The following is a 20,451-nucleotide window of genomic DNA, read 5'->3' on the forward strand; positions in this document are numbered from 1 at the left end:
TTATTAGTTTATACGTTCCACTGTAACAATGATACTCTCTCTGCCCACCACTCTTACCATCGCTCCTTTCTCGATGTCAGAGCCATCCGCGCTCACGGCTTTCCACTCGTCGCCATCCACTCGCACGTACCCGGCCGACTGCTCGGTGATGGGTTCAATCAGCAGGCCCTCCCTTCCTATCAGTGCGTCGGCGTTGCTCAGCCGGCCATCCTCATGGCTATGCAAGTATCTCAAGACAAATGGGCGCACCGCAAAAATGCTCAGTGTGGAGAAAACGATAAACACAACAACCTGCATCCAAAATGGAATGCACAAGGGCGAAGCGATGATGGCGCAGGCAGCGCCAATGGCAAAACACATCAAATAGAAAGTTCCGGTCGAGACCTCTAATATCAAAGCCAGCACGGTGATCAGCGTCCATACCAACCAAAAATGACTATTAAGGTAATCTATCATTGTTAATGTTGTTCGGATTAAAGTTTTACAGTTGTAAAGTTAAATAAAATATTTAATTTCGCCAACGATTTAACATGAAATAATCAACTAAATGTCATACGCCACGTTTATGGGCAGCCCCGGTGGGTTCGTGACATGTCATGACGTCACGACGTATTGAATGGCATTGCGTTAGACCTTAGTCAAAGTGCCTGCTCCAACACTTGGGTTCACTTCCTGCCCTAAAGATTGAGCGAGCAAGCGAGCCTATCGCCTGCGCGGGCGCAACGTGACAAGCGGTATGAGCATTTCCTCCATAGATATACCGCCGTGCTGGAAAGTGTCTTTGTAGTATGACACATAGTAGTTGTAGTTGTTGGGATAGGCGAAAAAGTTGTGTCCCGTGGCGAAAACATAGCTTGTGCTTACGTTGGGCGAGGGCAACCGTGCCATGCGCGGGTCATTGATGACAAAAACATCCTTGGCCGAGTAGCTCAGGTTTTTTCCGAGCTTGTATCGTAAGTTGGTGTTGGTGTTCCGGTCGCCTACAATCTTCGTGGGGGTGAAACAGCGTATGGAGCCGTGGTCTGTGGTGACGATGATTTTGTAATCACTCTCCGCCAAGCGCTGGAAGAGGTCCGCGATGACGGAGTGTCGCATCCAGCTCAGCGTGATGCTGCGGTAGGCACTCTCGTCGTTGGCCAACTCGCGGATCATCCTCGACTCTGTGCGAGAGTGCGATAGCATATCCACGAAATTGATCACCACAACGTTAAGGTCGTTCGTGGCAAGCGAGTTGTACTGCTGCAAGAATTTCTCGGCGGCGGCCGAGTCGTTTATTTTGCTGTAGCTGAACTTGTAGTGCCGTCTATAACGGTCTATCTGTGTCTGTATGAGTGGAGCCTCATTCAGGTTCTTGCCCTCCTCACTGTCCTCGTCTACCCACAAATTCGGAAACATTTTAGCTATATCACTGGGCATAAGTCCACTAAAAATAGCATTGCGCGCGTACTGCGTGGCGGTGGGCAATAAGCTCATGTACATGTCTTCGTCCATGTCAAACTGCCCCCCAAGGTCCATGGCGAGCAACCGCCATTGGTCCCAGCGGAAATTGTCTATCAGTATGAAAAAGACTTTCTCACCATTGTCAAGGGCCGGGAACACTCGCTCCCTGAATACGTCTTGGCTCATCAACGGCCTATCCGCTTGCTTGTGGCGCGCCACGGGCAATGATGGTTTCACCCAGTCTATATAGTGTTTTTTTATATATTTGGCAAAGCCAACGTCGGCGTCCGCCTTTTGCATTCGCAGCATTTCGGCCATGCCACTCTTGGCAGCGCTTAGCTCTATCTCCCATCGCACTATGCGCTTATATATGTCCATCCATCCGGCGTGGCTTTCGCACTGGTCTATTTGCATGGCTATTTGTTGGTATTCCTGCTGGTAGCCAGTCTGCGTCACCTCGGTGACTATCTCCTTTCGATGTATGTTTTTCTTTAGCGTCAGAAGAATTTGAGCAGGGTTGACAGGCTTGATGAGATAGTCGGCTATTTTCGACCCGATAGCTTGTTCCATGATATTCTCCTCTTCGCTCTTGGTCACCATTACCACAGGCGTTTGCGGCTGTATGTCCTTGACGCGCTGCAATGTCTCCAAGCCAGTGAGCCCGGGCATCATCTCGTCGAGTATAATAAGGTCGAACGTCTGCTTTTGACACCTGTCTATGGCGTCGCTGCCATTGCTCACGGTCATCACGGAGTAGCCCTTTTTCTCAAGGAAAATGGTGTAAGGCTTGAGCATATCCATCTCATCGTCCACCCAAAGTATAGTTCCGTTGTTCATCTTTAAAATCCTTCTAAATCATAATACTCATCTTCCAAGTCGTAATTTTCACGTCTCGGCTCTGTCTTTCTCGGCACATTCGTTTTTTTCTTCACGTCATTGCCCTTGGCATTTTGTTTCTTGTCCTTGGCGGATATTTTGTCACGAGTGTTCGCGGCACGCTTCCTTGCCGCTTTCGGGCGTGCCTTGCTTGGTGGAATGCTGTCCATATCGTCAAGGATAACGTCAGCCCCGTGGCTCAACATGGGAACTTTCTGTCGCGCGGTTGGTACCGTCTCAGCCGGTATGGTGGTGGCACGAGGACGGTCTCTTGTTGGTGTTGGCGCTGGGGTCTCGTTCATGGGAATGGTAGTGCCATTGGTGGGGGTTGATATTTGGGGCATTACAAACGTATCATTGAGAAAATTGTCTATCTCGGTTTCGCTAATAGGGGTCTGCGCCTTCTCACTTGGCCGTGTCGACACCTCTGCCGGCTCCGTGAGCAAACGATACGTGGATACCTTCAGCGGAGCGAAGTGTTTGGCATAAAAGGCGGCATAATCGTCATAGCTGTAGTTTGCGCCCAGCAATGGGAGATTTTCCTCGCTGATGATCACAGGGCGTGCCTTGCCGATAAGTTTGGCCATGTTTTTTTGCTTTAGTACCTCTCGCGCATATTGCAACGCTTCGTCATAATTGCGGAAACCGTTTACTTGCATGCGCCTCGCACCATTGTCCTCCACGACGCTGATATTAAAATCGCGAACCAAATAACTTGTAAAATTGTAACGAGCCAAGTCAAATAGCAACTTGTTTTGGTTAACGGAGTCTGGTTGATACACCAACATAAACACGAAGTTGGTGTTGCGCTCATTGCTCAATTTCTTGGCATTGATGGAGTCGCTGTCACTCAAGACCACATTGCGCCGAGCCCAAATTTCGCCTATGTCAAACCTGCCGCCATGCAATTTCCGCCCCTCGCTCACTCCGTTGAGGATCATGCCGGCCATCTCCGCCAATCCGCTTTGTGGATAGTCGGCCACCAATCGTCTCATGTCAGCCAAGCATCCGCTGGCATCGCCACCATCAAGTTTGGTCAGCGCACCTACAAATATGAATTTGTCACGGTTGGCCCCCATCGGAAATCTCGTCTCGGACAATTTGGCATTGACGCTCACCTCGCCATACCTGCCGGCCTTAAAAGCAGCGTAGGTAGCAGCGTAGATGGAGTCTTCGAGGTGCGTCCCTTCCTTGGCGTTTTGCGCAAAGTAAGGGTCTGACAGTATCTTTGTCCACTGACTTTTGGGGTATTCGGTCTTTAGTCGACTCACGTACCCCTCCGCCTGCGCCATGTGTCCCATGCGCGCGTAAAGCAAAAATAGGTGGTAGTAGGTCTCGTCATTTCGCTCGTAAGTGGGATATTGCGCCACCAATCGTGTCAACGCCCGCTCACACAATGGCAAATTGTCCAACTTGTCCTTAAAAATCACACCGCTGTTAAAAAGGCCGTCCATGATGATAAGGTCGCTGGCTGCCTTCTGGTCGGCATCGAAGGGTATCTGCGCCAAATAATACTCGCGACTGTATGGGTCGTTTTGCACGCTGTCGGGCGCCTCGCCGAGCGAGTCGGCCACAGCCTCAGCGCGAGCGATGGAGTCGCGGGCGGCATCGGTCATCTCGGGTGTCCCGTCATACGCGCCCATGCCAGCCACCACGGTGGTGTTGGCCCGCTGCCAGTTGTCCACGTTGTCGCGCTTGCCCCACAACCGCACGAATTGTTTTTTTCCTTGCTGCACAGCCATCGGGTTATAGAAATACCAAGCGCCATCCTGCTGTCGCGGGCTTGGCATGGGCCTCGTGAGTTCGTCGTCCACATCGCCCATCAGCTCGTTTTGTCGCATCACTTGCGCCGCCTCCTCTTCCTGTTGGCGCCGTCGCTCCTCTTTCTCTTTTTCTTTCAACGCCACGATCACCCGGTCTATGGCCATGTTGCGCTCGCGCTCGCCCATCTTGGCGAGCGCCTGCAACGAGTCTTGCAGGTGCACGGCCTCTGTGTATGGCACCAACTCGTCGAGAGCCTTGGACCGTTGCGCGAGCTGCTCATAGCCAGCCCGCTCCTTGTCGAGCAGTCCGATGGCTTGCCCATAGCAACGTTGGGCGTCGCTGTATCGTTCTTGCACCCAGTACAAGTCGCCCAATCTTTGCAGCAGCGTCCCTTTCTCAATGCCCTCGCGCTTGGCCTTGGCGGCTCCCCGCTCGTAGTGGGCTATGGCTTTGGCGGTGTCTCGCTGGGCCAGGTAGATATTGCCAATGGCATAGTAAACCTGATCGAGATAGTCCTTGTTTTTGTCAGAGGCGGCCATACGCTTGAGTCTCGACACCATCTTTTTGGTGTGGGTTTCTGCCATCACCTCCGTCTGGGCTATACGGGCGTTAAATTCCAATTCGTATGGCGGGTTTTGACGAATGGTCAGCTGATAGGCTTTGTACGCCTCAGCCTTGCGCCCCAAGGCAGCCTCCAACTGTCCGAGCAAGAAATACTCGCGAGCTTTTTGTTTCTTGCGCATCTCTCGCTTGATGACCCTTTTGAGACAAGGTATGGCCTTCTCGTATTGCTGCGTGTGGATGTAATAGTTGGTATAGGTGTAGTCCCATTCCTTGCGCGCCTGCCAGTGTATGGAGTCGCGCTCCATATCTCTTATCACGTCTTCGGCGTCGTAGAGCTGGTTGTTCTCTATGTAGCATTTGGCCAACCATGCCCTTGCCTTTCCATAGATGGCTGGTTGCGTGCGGTAAAGCCTGCTCATGTAATTGAACGTGGAGGCCGCCGCGTCGAAGTCGCCTTGGTGGAATTGTGCCCTCCCCATGAGCATCCAGGCCTTCCATAAGAATGGGTTGTACTCCTTCCGGCCCAGCCATTCCCTGTCTCGCTCGGTCTTTCGACGGTTTTTGTTCCATGTTGGCCTGCGCTTGATGCTGTGCAACTTGATGGCCTTTTCCGCCTTCACGATGGCTCGGTCAAAGTTTGCCTTGCCCAAATCTCTGCTCTGCTTGTTGCCCACAGCGTAGAGAGGTATGAGCTCCGTGTAGTTGTCCTTGTTGCCGTTTTCCTTTTCGAGTGAGCCGTCTATATAGGCCAAGTTGCCATTGTAGTACACGTTATACCGGGTATTGAACGAGTGCCACCACCGAGATCGGGCGGTGTTGTTCTCGGTGGAACATGCCATGAGGAGCGCCGTGAGGCTTGCCATGACAAGGATAAGCGTGTGTGGCTTGTTATTCAACTGATAAATGTTACTTTAATATGATGGTCTTTCCCTTTCTCGCGACGTTGGCGATGTTATCTTGATTTACCCCATGGCCTTGTCATTCGGCCAGTTGTATGTACTCACTTTTGATGCCGTCTGGCATGTTGATGCCCCGTAATGTGAGGCTTCGGCTCCATGCCCGCACCTCTTCTGGCCGGAGTGTCTCCAGCACCTCGGCAAACTCGTCGGTCTCCTCTTCCGTGTAGGCGTCAGACGAGCGGCCCTTGTAAGCGTCGAGCTCCTCGTCGTCAAAATATTCCACGGGTTTCGTGGCAGCTCTCATCAAGCACACCTGCTCGCATTCCGCGGTAGGGTCCGCGCAGGTGGCGCAGTTGCCGGTCTCCGCCTCGGCGATGGGTTCCTCGCCGTGTCGGTGGTAAGACACATATCCCATGATGGCAGTGACAAAGCCCAAAACGATAAGCGATAGCAAGAGATATAGCATGTGGCGCAGTGTTTGGTGATAAAAAGTATTGTGTTGTCGTTGCGATGAGCGCGTTTTCAATAAGCGTGGGCGAATGGGGCAAGCCCCGGCCTGTCGCTCATTCTTCCTCGATGTCGAAGCCGGCGAGCCTCAAGTGGTCCCAAAATCGAGGATATGACTTGGCCACCACGTTAGGGTTGTTCATGCGAAGGGTGTGATATTTCAACGCCAAGGGGGCGAAAGCCATCGCCATGCGATGGTCGTCATAGGTGTCGATAGGCTCGAACGACGCCTCGCAGCGCCCATGATCCCATACCAATTCAGAATCGTTCTCGCAATGAATGAGGAACCCTACCTTACGCAATTCGCGTTTGAGAGCCTCTATGCGGTCTGTTTCTTTAATTCTTAGGCTGCCCAATCCTTTGAAATGGAACGGTATGTCGAGCGCGCAACAGGTCACCACGGCTGTTTGGGCAAGATCCGGACAGTTCACGAAGTCAAAGTCCAACCGCTGCACACGCCTCATTCTCGGCGCGATTCGCGCGGCTGTGGGCCGTCCATTCGCTGCATCGACAAAGGTGGTTTTGATGCCCAATAACGAGTAGATGTATTTAACCGCCGAGTCGCCCTGCTTGGAGCCGTCGGCCAATCCGTTGAGAGTCAGCGTGGCGTTGGCATCCTCTGAGAGCGCGAGCATCTCGTACCAATAGCTGGCCGAGGTCCAGTCGCTCTCTATAACATAAGGTATAGGTTTGTATGGCACGGGCCTCACGGTGATAATGTCTCCCCCGGTCCAGTCGGCGTCGGCTCCAAACGCCTTCATCATGTACAGCGTCAGGTCTATGTATGGGCGCGACACGATGTCGTCCGTGAGCCGCAGTTCCAACCCGTTTTCCATCGTTGGTCCCACCATCAACAGGGCGGAGATGTACTGCGAGCTTACATCGGCCGGCATTTCCACGCGCCCGCCGGGCAGCCTTTTGCCCTTGATGCGCAGGGGTGGGAAACCCTCCTCGCCCTCATAGGCTATGTCAGCGCCGAGCTTTACCAACGCGTTGACAAGCTGGGCGATGGGGCGTTGCCTCATGCGCGGCGTGCCGGTAAGGACATGCTCGCCCTCGGTCACGGCGAGATAAGCCGTCATAAACCGCATGGCCGTGCCCGCCGCGTGGATGTCTATGACAGGCGGATTGGTTTTAAGCGCGTTGATCACCACCTGCGTGTCGTCACAGTCGGAGAGGTTTTGGGGCAAAACGGGCGCGCCAGCCTGCGCGTTAATGATGAGCGCACGATTGCTCACACTTTTTGAGGCGGGCAAATTGATAGTGGCTTCGAGCCGCTGTGGAGCTGTTATCTTATAGGTCATGGACAAGAGATAAGTTCAGTGCTGATGGGCCTCATGGCTTCGTGTTGTCATATTTTGACATGGGGCAACTTCTTGGAAGCTTGGTGCCTGATCATTCTTGGTTTGAGATTGAGTGTGCCCGCGCGCTCCTCGGAGCCTCGTGTGCGCTTGTTGGCGCCGTTGAGCTTGGGGCCGGGGATGAGCGGACTGTAGTAGAGCACATGGCGAACGCGCGCCTTTTGGTCGGCCGAAAATTTGTAGCCCAAAGTGAATGAGTAATCCATCACGTTGGCGCTAAGAAATTTAGACCCGTCGCAAGCGTGTCGCCCTATGAGGTAATTGGCGTCCATCTTTTGGCGAGGCGTAGTCAACATGTAATCTCTTAGGAAATTATTGTACTCCTTGCGATTGTACGAGGGCGTGTCCTTGCAGTGATCCGTGTCGGCGCAAGAGTCCACCACGTTGAATATCTCGCCCTTGGCGTCACGCCCCACATTCTCGGTAAAAATATGGAACAAGCCAAGATAGTGGCCCAGCTCGTGCGCCAAGGTAACCACGATGTCGGTGGGCACGAGCGTCATGGTGCGATGCTGGCCGTCAGTATACCTGTTGGATTGAAAATAGCCACCATCCGTTGACCGCCCGGCATATACGCTGTTGATAGACGAGCAGAGTATGTTGCCCAACTGTCGCTTGCTGATATATTTCCTGTCTACGGTCTGCAGGCCCTCCAACTGATGGTCTGCCTTGATGGTCAGGGGCATGTGCGACAGCCCCAGCACCTCACCGTCTCCGCCGGATTTGAAATGGTACATCATCACGTTAATGTACTCGTTGGGGTCCCACATATATTTCGTGTTCGCGCGATCGGACATGAACGCCTCCTCGTCAATGGGATACTCGCCCGTATAGCGCACGTACTCCACTCCCGGGGTAGGCAGCGCGCGCCCATTCTCGTCACGCTCAGCCAGCACAAACCGCAATCCCATGTTGGCGCTCTTGCCATATATGCCACCCCGATAAATCTCGTTGACATATTGCAGCAGGCTTCTCAACCGTGGCGCGGGTATATATTGCGTGGCATCGTCCTTGTCTTGGTAGAGCACATGAAATATCACAGGCAACTGGTATTCGTAGTTGTCGTCCACGGGGCTCTTGGTCTCATCCTGGTCTTGGTCCGCCACGTCGGTCGCCGTCGCCGGGCCCAAGCCGTCGTCGCCTCCACACGATGCCATCAACAAGAGCAATGTCGCCCAGATCGCCACTAAGTGTTTCATCCGCTTGTCATTTTATTGTTGTCATAGTTTTCGGGCCGCGCCATCCCCGCGTTGTTGACATTTGTCGCGACAACCGTTTCACAAAGATAGGGGCGCGGCCACACCGCCACACTTTATACCGCAAATTTACAAAATAATATGCCAACCCCACCACAAACCATTGACATAATAACATTAAATATTTAAAACGAATTAAAAACCTACACTAAAATTTGGCCATATCACGTTTAATGCCTATCTTTGCACCCACAAGTCCGGGATTTGGCGCAGTTGGTAGCGCACACGTCTGGGGGGCGCGAGGTCGCTGGTTCGAGTCCAGTAATCCCGACTTAACAAAAAGAGCTGACAATCGATTGATTGCAGCTCTTTTTTATTTTTCCCGCAAATTGCCTCATCCCATTCAAGTCGGCCGCTCTTGGCTTCGTCTCACATTGCGAGCGGCGACTATGGCGAATGGGGTATAACGTCAAGGCAAGCTACATGTCACCTCGCCTTGCTCGCGTTGTAGTACTGCATGGCCACGGGCATCTCTTTTTGCAGGGCCGCTATGCGCTTGGAATCTGTGGGGTGCGTGCTCAAGAAATCGCTGCCCCCACCCTTGCCACTTGACATACGCTCCCAGAATGGTATAGCTGTACGTGGATCGTAGCCTGCCATAGCCGCGAAAATAAGCCCGATATGGTCGGCCTCCAACTCGTTGTTACGGCTGTATTTCAGATTGGCGAAAGAAAAGCCCTGCTTGGCCAACGCCGAGGCGATGTCGCCCACGCCACTGCCCACGGCGTTGTTGAGCAACGTGCCCAATATGGCCGTGCCATATTGCTGGCGTATGGCTTTAGACATTTGCTCGGCAGAGTGTTTAGCCACGGCATGGGCTATCTCGTGACCCAAGACGATGGCAAGCGCGCTCTCGTTCTGCGTGTAGGGCAACAAGCCCTCGTACACGGCTATCTTGCCGCCCGGCATGCAGAAAGCGTTGGCCTCTTTGCCCTTGACAAGGTTAAACTCCCAAGCAAATTTGTTGGCCTCGTTGGCTGCGCCGTTGTTTCTGAGAAAGGTTTCCACAGACCTCGCCAACCGCTGTCCCACACGGCGCACCATGGCCGAGTTGGCCGCGTTGGAAGACAACACGCTCTTCTTGAGAAACTCGTTGTATTGCTGACTGCTCAGAGACATCAGTTGCTCATCGCTCACCAATATATTATGCTTGCGACCGGTGATTGGCACCGTGGAAGTGGTTCCGCACGCCGACACTAGCATGGAGGCCACCACCGTCATAAACCAAAATTTTAACTTTTTCATCTTGACTATATTATATGTTTTCATATATTTGCAAATATAGTGATTATTAACTATACTCGGCGTCAATCCCATCCACTTTTTATCTTTTTTAATGCTATGGGCGAGACCGTCAAGTTGGGGTTTCCAAATTTTCGACGCATCGTGGCTATATTCTCAAAATAATTGCATATTTTTGTCCCATCTTCACGCGCGCAAAGCCAGCCACACGCGCGCCAATGGTCGTTTGGCCCCAAAAGCCAGTGCGCGCGCACCTCATAACATGATGTAAAAACAATGGCATGAAAGTAAGTATCGTCCAAACAGACATAGCGTGGGCCAACCCGGAGGCCAACGCGACAGCCATCGGCCGCATGCTCGACACCCACACGGGCGCCGACCTGTATGTGCTGCCCGAGATGTTCTCGACGGGATTTGCCACCAATCCTGACGACATCGCCGAGAGCGACGGCCTGTCTATCAGATGGATGAGCGAGCAAGCTCGCTCGCGCCAATGCGCCATGATGGGCAGCGTGGCCACCAAGGAGGCGGGACGGTTTTTCAACCGCCTATATTTCGTATGGCCAGACGGCAACGTGGAGCACTACGACAAACGCCACCTCTTCAGCCATGGCGGAGAAGACAAGCGGTTCACGGCCGGGCGCCGACGCGTGGTGGTGGCCTATCGGGGCTTCAGAATATTGTTGCAGGTGTGCTACGACCTGCGCTTCCCGGTGTTCAGCCGCAACCGGCAAGACTATGACATGGCGGTGTACGTGGCCAATTGGCCCACATCGCGGCTATCCGCCTGGACTGCGCTGCTGCGCGCCCGCGCCATCGAGAACCAATGCTTCGTGGTGGGCGTCAACCGCGTGGGCCAAGACCCAACTTGCCAATACAGTGGCGGCAGCGAGATCATAGATTTCCAAGGGCGCACCATCGCCGGATGCCAGCACGGGATGCCCGGCGTGGCCACGGCCGACCTGAGCCTTGACGAGCTCGCAGAAGCGAGGAGACGCTTTGCCGTCCTGCCAGACGCGGACAATTTCACGCTGGCGGATTGACCACCAAGGCAACGCGGGCAACGCATATCGCCCACCTCCAAAAGACGTTGAAAGAAACCGACAAAAAATGTTTTAAAATCGCCGTATTTACCACCACCACGCACATTGGTCGCAAATACGCCACGCACGCGAGTTTTCCTCAAACGGCGACAAATCAATCACTTATAAAGAAAAACGCACTTCCTTGTCTTAAAAAGTTTTTCCCAGCCCTCGCCATTGGTAACTATTCATGCCGCCATCAAGGCCCAATGGGGGCGCGATAGCGGCTTATAGGGCACCCCATAGCTACCTTATCGACACATGATGGGATAGCAATGGGCCGAAAAACCTCTCCGAACGCCACCGGAAAGCGTGGTTTAACATGCAAAATCCGCAAAATTCGCGCTAAAAACAATGGTAGCGCAAGGCCTGTTTTCGTGATTTTTTATCAACATTTTACATGGGCGGCCGACCTGTCCATTATAAAATATTAACGGTTGGCATGCGCTCGCCCATTCTTATTTTTTTAAATTTGCGCTATTAAACAGACTTTCAAAAACAAACAAAAACAAACACACCACATGAACGAGAACCCTCGCCACACATCACCCACGCGCTCGGTGCGCCTCATCGCTTTTGACGCTGACGACACACTTTGGGACAACCAATCTCACTTCGCGCGCGTTGAGCGCGCCTATTGCGACATCCTCGCGCCCTTCGGCGACGCCCACGAGGTGTCGGCAGCCCTCTTCAGCACAGAGAGCGACAACATGCCCCTGTTGGGCTATGGTTGCAAGGCGTTCACCATATCGTTGGTCGAGACGGCCGTGAGAATTAGCGAGGGGCGCGTGCCCGCAACAGACATCCTGCGCATTGTGAACCTTGGCAAGGAGCTGCTCTCGTTGCCAGCCACGCCCCTGCCCCACGTGGCCGACACGCTGCGAGGGCTGCGAGACACAGGCAGGTACCAGTTGGCGGTCTTCACCAAGGGCGAGCTGTTAGACCAGCGAAACAAGTTGGAGCGGTCGGGCTTGGGCCCGCTGTTTGACGACATTGTGGTGGTGGCCGACAAGACGCAGGCCGAGTATCGCCGGTTGTGCCACTTCTTCGAGGTCGACGCCGGAGAGACGCTCATGGTGGGCAACTCATTCAAGTCTGACGTTGAGCCGATGCTGCGGCTTGGCGGATGGGCCGCGCACATTCCGTTTCACACCACTTGGCAGCATGAGGAGACCGAAGAGTACGACCATCAGCGCCTCTTCAAGCTGCATGATATCAAAGACGTGCTGACGTTGATGCGCTGACGTGGGGCGCCGCGCGCTCGCGCGGTCATCGCCCGGACACACTTACGGACGGCCCACGCTCACCCTTGCTTGGCCAACACCTTGGCCAACACCACGGCATTGTTGCGCGTCTCGTCTTTCGCGGCATAGAGCAGGGTTACCACGTCATGCGCTCGCAGTTCGGCCACGAATTGAGCGTAAGCCTCGCTCACGGCCAGCTCGGCCTCGTAACGGCGAGAGAACTCGTCAAAACGAGCCGGGTCGTGCCCGAACCATTTGCGCAGTTCCGTGGAGGGAGCTACCTCCTTGGCCCACCTGTCCAATCGCGCGCACTCTTTCTTGACACCCCGAGGCCAAACGCGATCCACCAAGACGCGAAAGCCATCGCCAGGCTCGGCGCCCTCGTAAACTCTTTTCAAGCAAATCTTCATTTTATCAATCGTTTTTGCGCTAAACATTATTTGGCGAAACGTTTGGGCAACGACGCCAAACGGTCGACGCTCAAGGCTCGCGCCAAGCGCAAAGATAGCCATTAGCCACGAACGAGACAAGAAACGGGGCCGAAATATTTTCGGCGCATGGCGCGCGAGGCCCGGCAACGCGTCGTCAATGTTTCATCATCTCCTCAACGGCTCGCTTGAGCTGGCGGTCGTTGCCCGAGAGATAGTCCTCAGGGGTGTTGTACACCTCTATGTCTGGCAGAAGCTCTTTGTTCTCGGCAAAGGTGCCGTCCATGAAGCGGCAGCCCACCTGCGGTATGCCAAAGACGACAGACGAGTCTATCAACCGCTCCCACCACACGGCCGTCATGGTACCAGCCACTGGTGTGCCCACCAACTTGCCTATACCGAGTGTCTTGTACACAGCCGGGAAGCCGTGTCCATTGCTGTAGTCGTCCTCGCACATGAGCACGCAAGAAGGTTTGGTCCACTTGTTCCATGGGTCCTTGCCCACCTCTTGTCCGTGGGGCACGAACGTTTGGTACTGCTTGCCTGAGAGCAGCGTGCACAGGTCGTCGTGCAACCATCCTCCGCCATTGTGGCGAATATCCACCACCACGGCGTCGCGGTTGCGGTTTTTGTCGCTCAGCAGCTCGCTGAACACCGTGCGGAAGCTCTCGCTGTCCATATCCCTGACGTGCACGTAGGCCACTCGCCCGTTGGAGATGCTGTCCACGAAGTGACGGTTTCTGTCCACCCATCGCTTGTACAGCAGGTCGTTTTGCGCCCATGGGGTAATGGCCTTGACAGTCACGTCAAAGCGTTTTTTCTTCGCGGGATCGAACACCGAGACGCGCACGCGCCTGCCAGCCTTGCCATCAAGCAGGTTGGTATAGTCTTGTCCTTTCAGGATGGGTTGGCCATCTATCTTCTCTATAACGCAGCCTTTGTCCACGCCTGTGTTTTTCACGGCGAATGGTCCGCGCTTGATCACCTCTTCCACCCTTAGTCCGTCGCCATCGTATTTGTTGTCGAAAAATAGTCCGAGGGCCGCCGTGACCATCGCGTTGCCACGGGCACTGTAGCGGGCGCCAGTGTGCGAGGCGTTCAACTCGCCAAGCATCTCACTGAGCATCTCACTGAAATCGTAGTTGTTGTTGATATAAGGCAAGAAGCGGCGGTAATTGTCGCGATAGCCAGCCCAATCCACGCCATGCAACTTGGGATCGTAAAATTTGTCTTTCACCTGTTGCCATACATGGTCGAACATGTAGGCGCGCTCCTGATATGGCTTGTAATTGAAACGCGACTCGAAAGGCACGTTCTTTATTTGGGAGCTGCCAAGGTCTACCTTTTTAATCATCCTGTCGGTGCATACGTACAGATTTTTGCAGTCTTTGTCGGGCATCATGTGTCCGCCACCAACGCCTTTCATGAGCAGCTTGGTGCTGTTGTCTTTGAAATCTTTCTTCCAAAGGTCGAAACCGTCCTCAAAAGCGGCTTGGTAATAGAGCGCGTCGCCGTCGTTGTCAAGCACCATGTCGCCCATGCGCGACGAGTTTGTGGTGAGGCGTAGCACGCGGTCGCGGCAGTTGTCGATGTCGAGCTTCACGGCCTTCACCTTTTTCACTACCACTTTGTCTTTGTTCTTGCCCTTGGCCTTGTCGTCAGAGTTATCTTTTTTGTCGTCTTCTTTCTGGGCCTCATCATAGATGGCGCGTTCCTCCTTGGTCATTTTGAATTTCTCGTACTCGTCAAGGTCGAAGAACATGATATAGGCGTCGTCTTCCGTTCCCCAACTGCCGTGGCTGCGAAAGCCAGCGCGGTCGCTTTGGAATATCATGGCCTTGCCGCCCAGTACCCACTTGCCGTTGCCGTCGTTGTAGCCGCTCTGCGTGAGGTTGTGTATCTCTCCGTTACCCTCGGCGTTCACGAGGGCGATGTCTTGGCTGTTCCATCCGCCATTGCCTATGTAGCTGCAGATGATCCATTTGCTGTCAGGACTCCACTCGAACCATACGTCGCCGTCCGAGTAAGAGTACATGTACTTGCCATCCATGAGCTTGCGTGGCTTTTTGTTTTTCAAGTCGATGGCGATGAGCGTGCCTCTGTTTTCCAGATAGGCGAGGCTTTTGCCGTCAGGACTGTACTGTGGCATCTGCGACGTGCGCTCCGTATTGACCACGCGTTCCTCTTCCAGCTCGGTGGCGTAGGCGAACTGGTTCTCTTTCTTGCTCTTGATGGTGGTCTGGTATATTTGCCACAAGCCGTCACGCTCGGCGGCGTAGGCTATGGAGCGGCCATCGGGCGCGATGGTGATGTCGCGCTCTTGCTGCGGGGTGTCGGTTATTTGCATGGTTGTCTTGTACTCTATGTTGGTCACGTATACGTCGCCGTGCAGCACGTAGGCTATCTCCTTGCCGTTGGGCGAGAGCTGTATCTCTGTGGCGCCTTGGGTCTTGACCTGTCGCTCCAAGTCCACGTCGTTGCGGTCTGCCGTGACGCTGACGCTGAGTTTTCGAGGTTGCCCACCCGAGGGCTGCACGTATATCTCGCCATTGTACCCATAGCACAGCGTGCCGTTGTTGGCCACGGTGAGAAATCGCACAGGATTGGTGTCAAAATGGGTTATCCGCGTGGCTGGGCCGCCGCTTACGGCTCGCTGGTATACGTTGAAGCTGCCATCGGCCTCGCTGAGATAGTAGAACGATCGGCCGTCGGGCGCCCATCGGGGCGTACGGTCCTCGCCCTTGAAATCCGTGAGCTTGGTGAAGGTGTCGCCCTTCTTGAGCCATACGTCTCGAGTGATGGCCGACTGGTGGTGCTTGCGAAAAGCATCCTCGTAGCCCTTGCTGTCGTGGTACAGGATGTCGCCACTCTTGTTCACGCTGATATCCTCCATCGTGACCGCGGAGAACATCTTGGGGCGACCGCCCTTCGTGTCAACTTCGTAGACCTGCGGAAACTGAGAGCTGGCGAAAAAAATAGACTGCGCCGTAGGCATGACTGCCGCGCTGAACAGCACTCGCTCGTTGTCGAGCCACGCCACGGGCGTCTCCTTGCCGCTGGCCGTGGTCAGGCGAGTGGGCTCGCCGCCGCGCACGCTCATCACATACACGTCCATGCTGCCCTCACGGTCTGATCCGAAGGCTATTCTCGTGCCGTCGGGGCTCCAAGTGGGATATGAGTCGTAAGCGGCGTTGGAGGTGAGCTGGAGGGCTTGTCCGCCAGTGACAGGCACCGAGAAGATGTCGCCTTTATAAGAAAAAGCCACGGTTTGTCCATCGGGAGAGATGGCACAGTGACGCATCCACAATGGGGTTTGCTGCGCATGGGCAGACAAAGAGGCTGACACCAAGGCCAGCGCTAACAATTTTTTTGATTTAAGCATGATGATAATACCGTTATGTCCATGACCACCCGTGTCTCAAGCCGAGTGGCGAGAGACTGCGCCTAAAGGCGCCGAGCGGACCATTCATAATATAGTCTCAAGGCTTTTTGCCCTTTAAGGTGTTTAGGTTAAACGAAAAACGATGTAAAAGTAGTATAGATTTTTTATACTTATGAAACCATATGCGTTAAAATATATTAACCACCCTTTCTTTTTACGGCATACAAGCCCATTTTTCGTGAACAAAGAGAAAAGTTGAACCTCAAAACAAAACTTTTAATATTCACACGACTCAATATTTACCGCAATAATGATAAAAAAGGTTCTGCTATTCGTTGCGATAAATATATCTCTACGAACTGCTCGTCACATCCATCATACTTTCCTTTTCTTTATATAAGCCCTGGCTGCGTTATGGCCGTGGCTTGGCCTTGCGGGCGTACTCGAAGAGCTGGGCAGGCAGGTGGCAGTAGCCGCCGGGGTTTTTGTTAAGATAGTCTTGGTGGTAGGCCTCGGCTTTGTAGAAATTGGCCAAAGGGCGCAACTCCACCACGATGGGGCACGCAATGTGTCGTTGTTGGTCGGCCATCACCTCACGCGCCACAGACTCGTCAGACTTATCCACATAGTAGATGCCCACGCGATACTGGGTGCCCCGGTCGTTACCCTGACGGTTGAGGCTCGTAGGGTCGATGGCTCGAAAATACATTTCCAACAGGAAACGCAGGCCCACCTTGTCGGGGTCATAGACCACACGCACGGTCTCGGCGGCACCGGTTGTCCCCGAGCACACCTCCTCGTAGGTGGGGTTGGGCACGTTGGCATTGGCATAACCCACCTCGGTGAGCGTCACGCCGTCTATCTGCCTGAAATAATGCTCCGTGCCCCAAAAGCATCCACCAGCGAGATAGATTTCCTTTCGCCGGGTATCGGCGAGCAACGGCAGGTATTCGCCATAGCCCTCGGCCTGCATGCGCTCCCGAGGCACGAAACGCAGCGAAGCACTGTTGACACAATAGCGCAGCCCACCCGTCTCGGTAGGTCCGTCCTCGAAGACGTGCCCCAAGTGGGTGCCACCCACATGGCTACGTACCTCCACACGCTCCATGCCGTGCGAGCGGTCGATGTGCTCGTCGATGAGGTTGTCGTTGATAGGCCGCGTGAAAGCAGGCCAGCCACATCCTGCATCGTACTTGTCGGTGGAGGAGAAGAGAGGCTGACCCGTGACGACGTCCACATAGATGCCCGGGCGGAACTCTTGGTCGTAAGCGTTGACATAGGGGCGCTCGGTGGCGGCACGCTGTGTAACCTCGTATTGCTCAGGAGTGAGGCGTTGGCGCAGTTGCTCATCGGTGGGCTTGGTGTAATGGGTGGTGTCTTGTATTGACATGGTGACAAATGTTAAAGGGGTTCGAGGAGTGCGGGCCGCACAGGCCACGCACAAAAAAACAAACAGTAAAACGGTCAGGAGGACGAGCGCACCATCGGTGCGGCGACGAGCGTCATGGGCACGACGATAGTCACGGGTCATTTTTCCCATTTTTGGCGGTTGGGTGGCAATGAGCGCACCACGATGTCGCGCTGGCGCGCGCCTTTCGTCACCTTGGCGGCCACGGCCGCTACAAGCTCGGGCGTGAGGCTCTCGTAGACGCTCTCGCCATGGTCGTCGGCGAGGTTTGGCACCTTGCCTTGCTCGGCGTACACGTTGAGCGCGCCCATCCAGAGCATGGGGTCGGACGGCATGGAGCCCTTGCCGGACGGCGCCATGTCGTCCACGGCCAGCGGCACCATGGCCGCCTTGAACTCATCCCGGCTGAAATCTCCCTTGGCTATGCGCCCAAGCTGTGCCAAGGCCTCCTCCTTCATAGGCAACGCCTTGTCGCGCGAGGTGGAGAAATGCACGCTTAGCGTCACGCTCGCGGCTGGCCGCTCGGCGTAATCGGCCTTGACACCCACGCTGTACACGGCGTGGTCGCGCTCGCGAAGCACAGAGAAGAGGCGGTTTTCCAATATGCCGCGCAGTGTCTCAAGGGCCGCTTGCTCCTTCTTGGAGAGACTCACGGCGTTGAGCCAAGTGAGTTCCACCTCGCCCGCGTCGCCCTCCATGTCAATGTCAAACACGCGCCTGATGAGCCGTTCGGGCGACGAGAAGTCCAACCCTCGCAACCGGCGCGGCTGGCTGCCGGGCTGCCCGGGCAGCGCGGCTATGTATCGCTCCACGAGCTTGCGCGCCTCGTCCTCGGGCACGTCGCCCACCAAGCAGAATTTGAACAAGGCCGCGTTGCCGAAGCTACGGTTGAAAAGCGGCTGCAAATCGGCGTAGCGCATACGGTCGTAGAAGGCCAAGTCGTGTCTGGGATTGTCCGCCGACACAGGATAGAGCAACGCTTGTATGGAGTCTTGCGCGGCTGCCATGCCGGTGGTGACACGCGTGTTGTAAATGTATTTGGAGCGCGCCACGTACTTGTCAAACACATCTCGGTCGAACCGTTGGTGGGTGAGCACGAGGTACAGGTAGCCGAAAAAGTCGTCGGCATGTGCCACGGCCGTATTGCCACCGATGCCATCGCTCTCGTCGGCAAGCGATATACTGAGGTCGAAATCCTTGTCCTTGACCCATTGGTAGAGCTGGTTGCGGTTGTACCGGTCCACCCCGCTCTGCATGACCAAGGCCTTCATGGCCGTGTACGAGGGTATGTCGTTGGTGTCGACAGCGGCTCTCCCTCCTGCGGCGGACCCCGCAAAGAACAGCCGTCCGGAGCCATCGGGCACTCGCTTGTAGTAAACGGTGGCGCCGTTGCTGAGCCTCCACTCCTCGGCGTCAAGCTCGGCTATCTTCTTGGCGTGCGTTATTTTTCCGGGGGTGGGGTTGCTCGCCAATATATTGGTTGGCGCCGGCTGGTCCATCGCGTCGCGGAGGCGTGCCGGCGAGGCGTCGGCGATGGCGTCGACCACCTGCTGGGCCGACACGTTCATCTCGTCTGCCGAGCGCGAGTAGGTCACGAAAGCGAGGTTGCCTCCATCCATCCACGAGCGCATCCATGCGTTCATGTCCTTGGCCTCAAGCTCCACGAGATGTTCCATGGACGTGGCTATCTGCTCCCTGAAAGGTATGATCGTGTCACCATAAAGAAAGTTTCGCCTGAAGAGGTCCATGAGATTGTCCGGCGTGCCAAGGCCTGCGTCGTCGGCAAGCACTTGCTTCATGCCTTTGTACATATCCGTGCAAGCGGCGTCAAACTCCTCGTCCTTGAAACCATTGACGCGCAAATCCTCGCGCACGTCGGCCAGCTGGCCCAACGCCGCGAGCTGCTGCCCCTCGTAAGGCACCATGTCCCAAGCCAGCTGCGAGTATCCGCGCGCCAACGGCGACAGGCTCACCGACGCGGCGATAAACCGTTCCTTGCCGGCATTGCGCAACGCGGCGAAACGGCGCGGGGCCAAACGGTTGAATATTTGGGTGAACAGATGCTCGTCCACGGCGCCTCCCTTGGCCTTCAGGCGTTGGTCCGACTTGCGCTCGTACAAGCCAAACGACGGCGACACATTGTCGGCGTCTATGAAACGAGCGTACCTCATGTCAGCGTTGTCGGCGATAAGGCGAGCGTCGGCGTGCCCCGGAACTTTCTTGGCCGGCAACTTGCCGAACAGTTCCTTCACGTCTTTTTCCACGGCGGCGGGGTCTATATCGCCAATGATGGCGATATATTGCAGCGACGGTCGGTACCAAGTGTCGTAAAAACGCCGCACGTCCTTGGCCTTGAACGAGCGCAACCGCTCCTCCCCACCGATCACGTTGCGACGCGCGTATCCCGCGTTGTTGTAGATGGCGGGCGCTATGAAGTCGCTCATGCGATGGTTCACGTCGTTGCGCTGTCGCCACTCTTCCATGATGATGGCGCGTTCCTTGTCCACGTCTTGTGGCGTTATGCGCACGCCGTGGCACCAGTCGTATAGCAGTTGCAGCATGCGTCGGTTGAGCCCCTTGTCATTGGCGGGCACGTCTCGCACGGCGTATCGCGTGTCGTCCAGACCCGTGTAGGCCGAGAACGCGTTCAGACCGTTGCCACGAAGAAATGTCATCACGCCCTCCGGGAAATGCTCGGTGGTGTTGAACGCGAGATGTTCCAACACGTGCGCCAATCCATTTTGCGCGTCGTCCTCAAGGATGGCGCCAACGTTTTGGTACATGTAATAATGCACGGAGCCGGGCGTCCCGCCCCCGTTGGCTATGTAATAGGTAAGCCCATTGGGCAACTTGCCCTGCTTAAGGTTCATTTCCCGGGCCATGCCGGTTGCCACGTGGGCTATCGCCAAGCCCACCACGAGGATGGCTTTGGCGACAAAAGTGCGATATGTTGTTGAGTGATAGGTCATAGTATGGTGATGTTTTTTGGAATGATAGC

Annotated in this window: 13 protein-coding genes and 1 tRNA gene; 3 read left to right on the forward strand and 11 right to left on the reverse strand. The window is 55.0% G+C overall.

Annotated features, from left to right (window positions below):
* Positions 1-3 precede the first annotated feature (3 nt).
* The 6 genes from C7379_RS06955 to C7379_RS06980 form a co-directional block, all read right to left on the reverse strand.
* Positions 4-456 (reverse strand): NfeD family protein, encoded by a 453-nt coding sequence (locus C7379_RS06955; protein WP_165815041.1) that lies wholly within the window; start codon positions 454-456, stop codon positions 4-6.
* A gap of 246 nt (positions 457-702) precedes the next feature.
* On the reverse strand, positions 703-2,277 hold the full coding sequence (gene porX / locus C7379_RS06960; protein ID WP_116616635.1) for a T9SS response regulator signal transducer PorX: 1,575 nt from the start codon (positions 2,275-2,277) through the stop codon (positions 703-705).
* A 2-nt stretch (positions 2,278-2,279) separates the two neighbouring features.
* Complete coding sequence (porW, locus tag C7379_RS06965) at positions 2,280-5,507, reverse strand: type IX secretion system periplasmic lipoprotein PorW/SprE (RefSeq protein ID WP_116616636.1); 3,228 nt, start codon at positions 5,505-5,507, stop codon at positions 2,280-2,282.
* Between the two features lie 115 nt (positions 5,508-5,622).
* Positions 5,623-6,009, reverse strand: coding sequence for a hypothetical protein (locus tag C7379_RS06970; RefSeq protein WP_116616637.1), 387 nt, complete (start codon positions 6,007-6,009; stop codon positions 5,623-5,625).
* 97 nt (positions 6,010-6,106) lie between these two features.
* A complete protein-coding gene (locus C7379_RS06975) occupies positions 6,107-7,354 on the reverse strand; it encodes a 3-phosphoshikimate 1-carboxyvinyltransferase (protein WP_116616638.1) in 1,248 nt (415 codons plus the stop codon).
* 47 nt (positions 7,355-7,401) lie between these two features.
* A complete protein-coding gene (locus C7379_RS06980) occupies positions 7,402-8,610 on the reverse strand; it encodes a zinc-dependent metalloproteinase lipoprotein (protein ID WP_116616639.1) in 1,209 nt (402 codons plus the stop codon).
* A 255-nt stretch (positions 8,611-8,865) separates the two neighbouring features.
* Between C7379_RS06980 and C7379_RS06985 the strand changes: the two genes are divergently transcribed.
* Positions 8,866-8,938: transfer RNA gene (locus C7379_RS06985), tRNA-Pro, on the forward strand.
* 155 nt (positions 8,939-9,093) lie between these two features.
* On the opposite strand, the gene C7379_RS06990 is transcribed toward C7379_RS06985, so the two are convergent.
* Positions 9,094-9,912 (reverse strand): M48 family metallopeptidase, encoded by an 819-nt coding sequence (locus tag C7379_RS06990; protein WP_116616656.1) that lies wholly within the window; start codon positions 9,910-9,912, stop codon positions 9,094-9,096.
* A gap of 278 nt (positions 9,913-10,190) precedes the next feature.
* On the opposite strand from C7379_RS06990, the gene C7379_RS07000 reads away from it, so the two are divergent.
* Complete coding sequence (locus C7379_RS07000) at positions 10,191-10,952, forward strand: amidohydrolase (RefSeq protein ID WP_116616641.1); 762 nt, start codon at positions 10,191-10,193, stop codon at positions 10,950-10,952.
* Positions 10,953-11,512: 560 nt separating this feature from the next.
* A complete protein-coding gene (locus tag C7379_RS07010; protein ID WP_116616643.1) occupies positions 11,513-12,235 on the forward strand; it encodes an HAD family hydrolase in 723 nt (240 codons plus the stop codon).
* Between the two features lie 59 nt (positions 12,236-12,294).
* On the opposite strand, the gene C7379_RS07015 is transcribed toward C7379_RS07010, so the two are convergent.
* The 4 genes from C7379_RS07015 to C7379_RS07030 form a co-directional block, all read right to left on the reverse strand.
* Positions 12,295-12,645, reverse strand: coding sequence for a DUF488 domain-containing protein (locus C7379_RS07015; protein ID WP_116616657.1), 351 nt, complete (start codon positions 12,643-12,645; stop codon positions 12,295-12,297).
* Between the two features lie 175 nt (positions 12,646-12,820).
* Entirely contained in the window at positions 12,821-16,045 is a 3,225-nt protein-coding gene (locus tag C7379_RS07020; RefSeq protein WP_116616644.1) for a S41 family peptidase, read from the reverse strand.
* Between the two features lie 412 nt (positions 16,046-16,457).
* Positions 16,458-17,435: a bifunctional methionine sulfoxide reductase B/A protein gene (locus tag C7379_RS07025; RefSeq protein WP_243406740.1), complete on the reverse strand. Its 978-nt coding sequence runs from the start codon at positions 17,433-17,435 to the stop codon at positions 16,458-16,460.
* A 137-nt stretch (positions 17,436-17,572) separates the two neighbouring features.
* The gene (locus tag C7379_RS07030; protein WP_116616645.1) at positions 17,573-20,422 is read right to left on the reverse strand and encodes a M16 family metallopeptidase; all 2,850 of its coding nucleotides are present in this window, start codon (positions 20,420-20,422) and stop codon (positions 17,573-17,575) included.
* Positions 20,423-20,451 lie beyond the last annotated feature (29 nt).

Source organism: Hallella colorans (assembly GCF_003096815.1).
In the GTDB taxonomy this organism is placed as follows: Bacteria; Bacteroidota; Bacteroidia; order Bacteroidales; family Bacteroidaceae; genus Prevotella; species Prevotella colorans.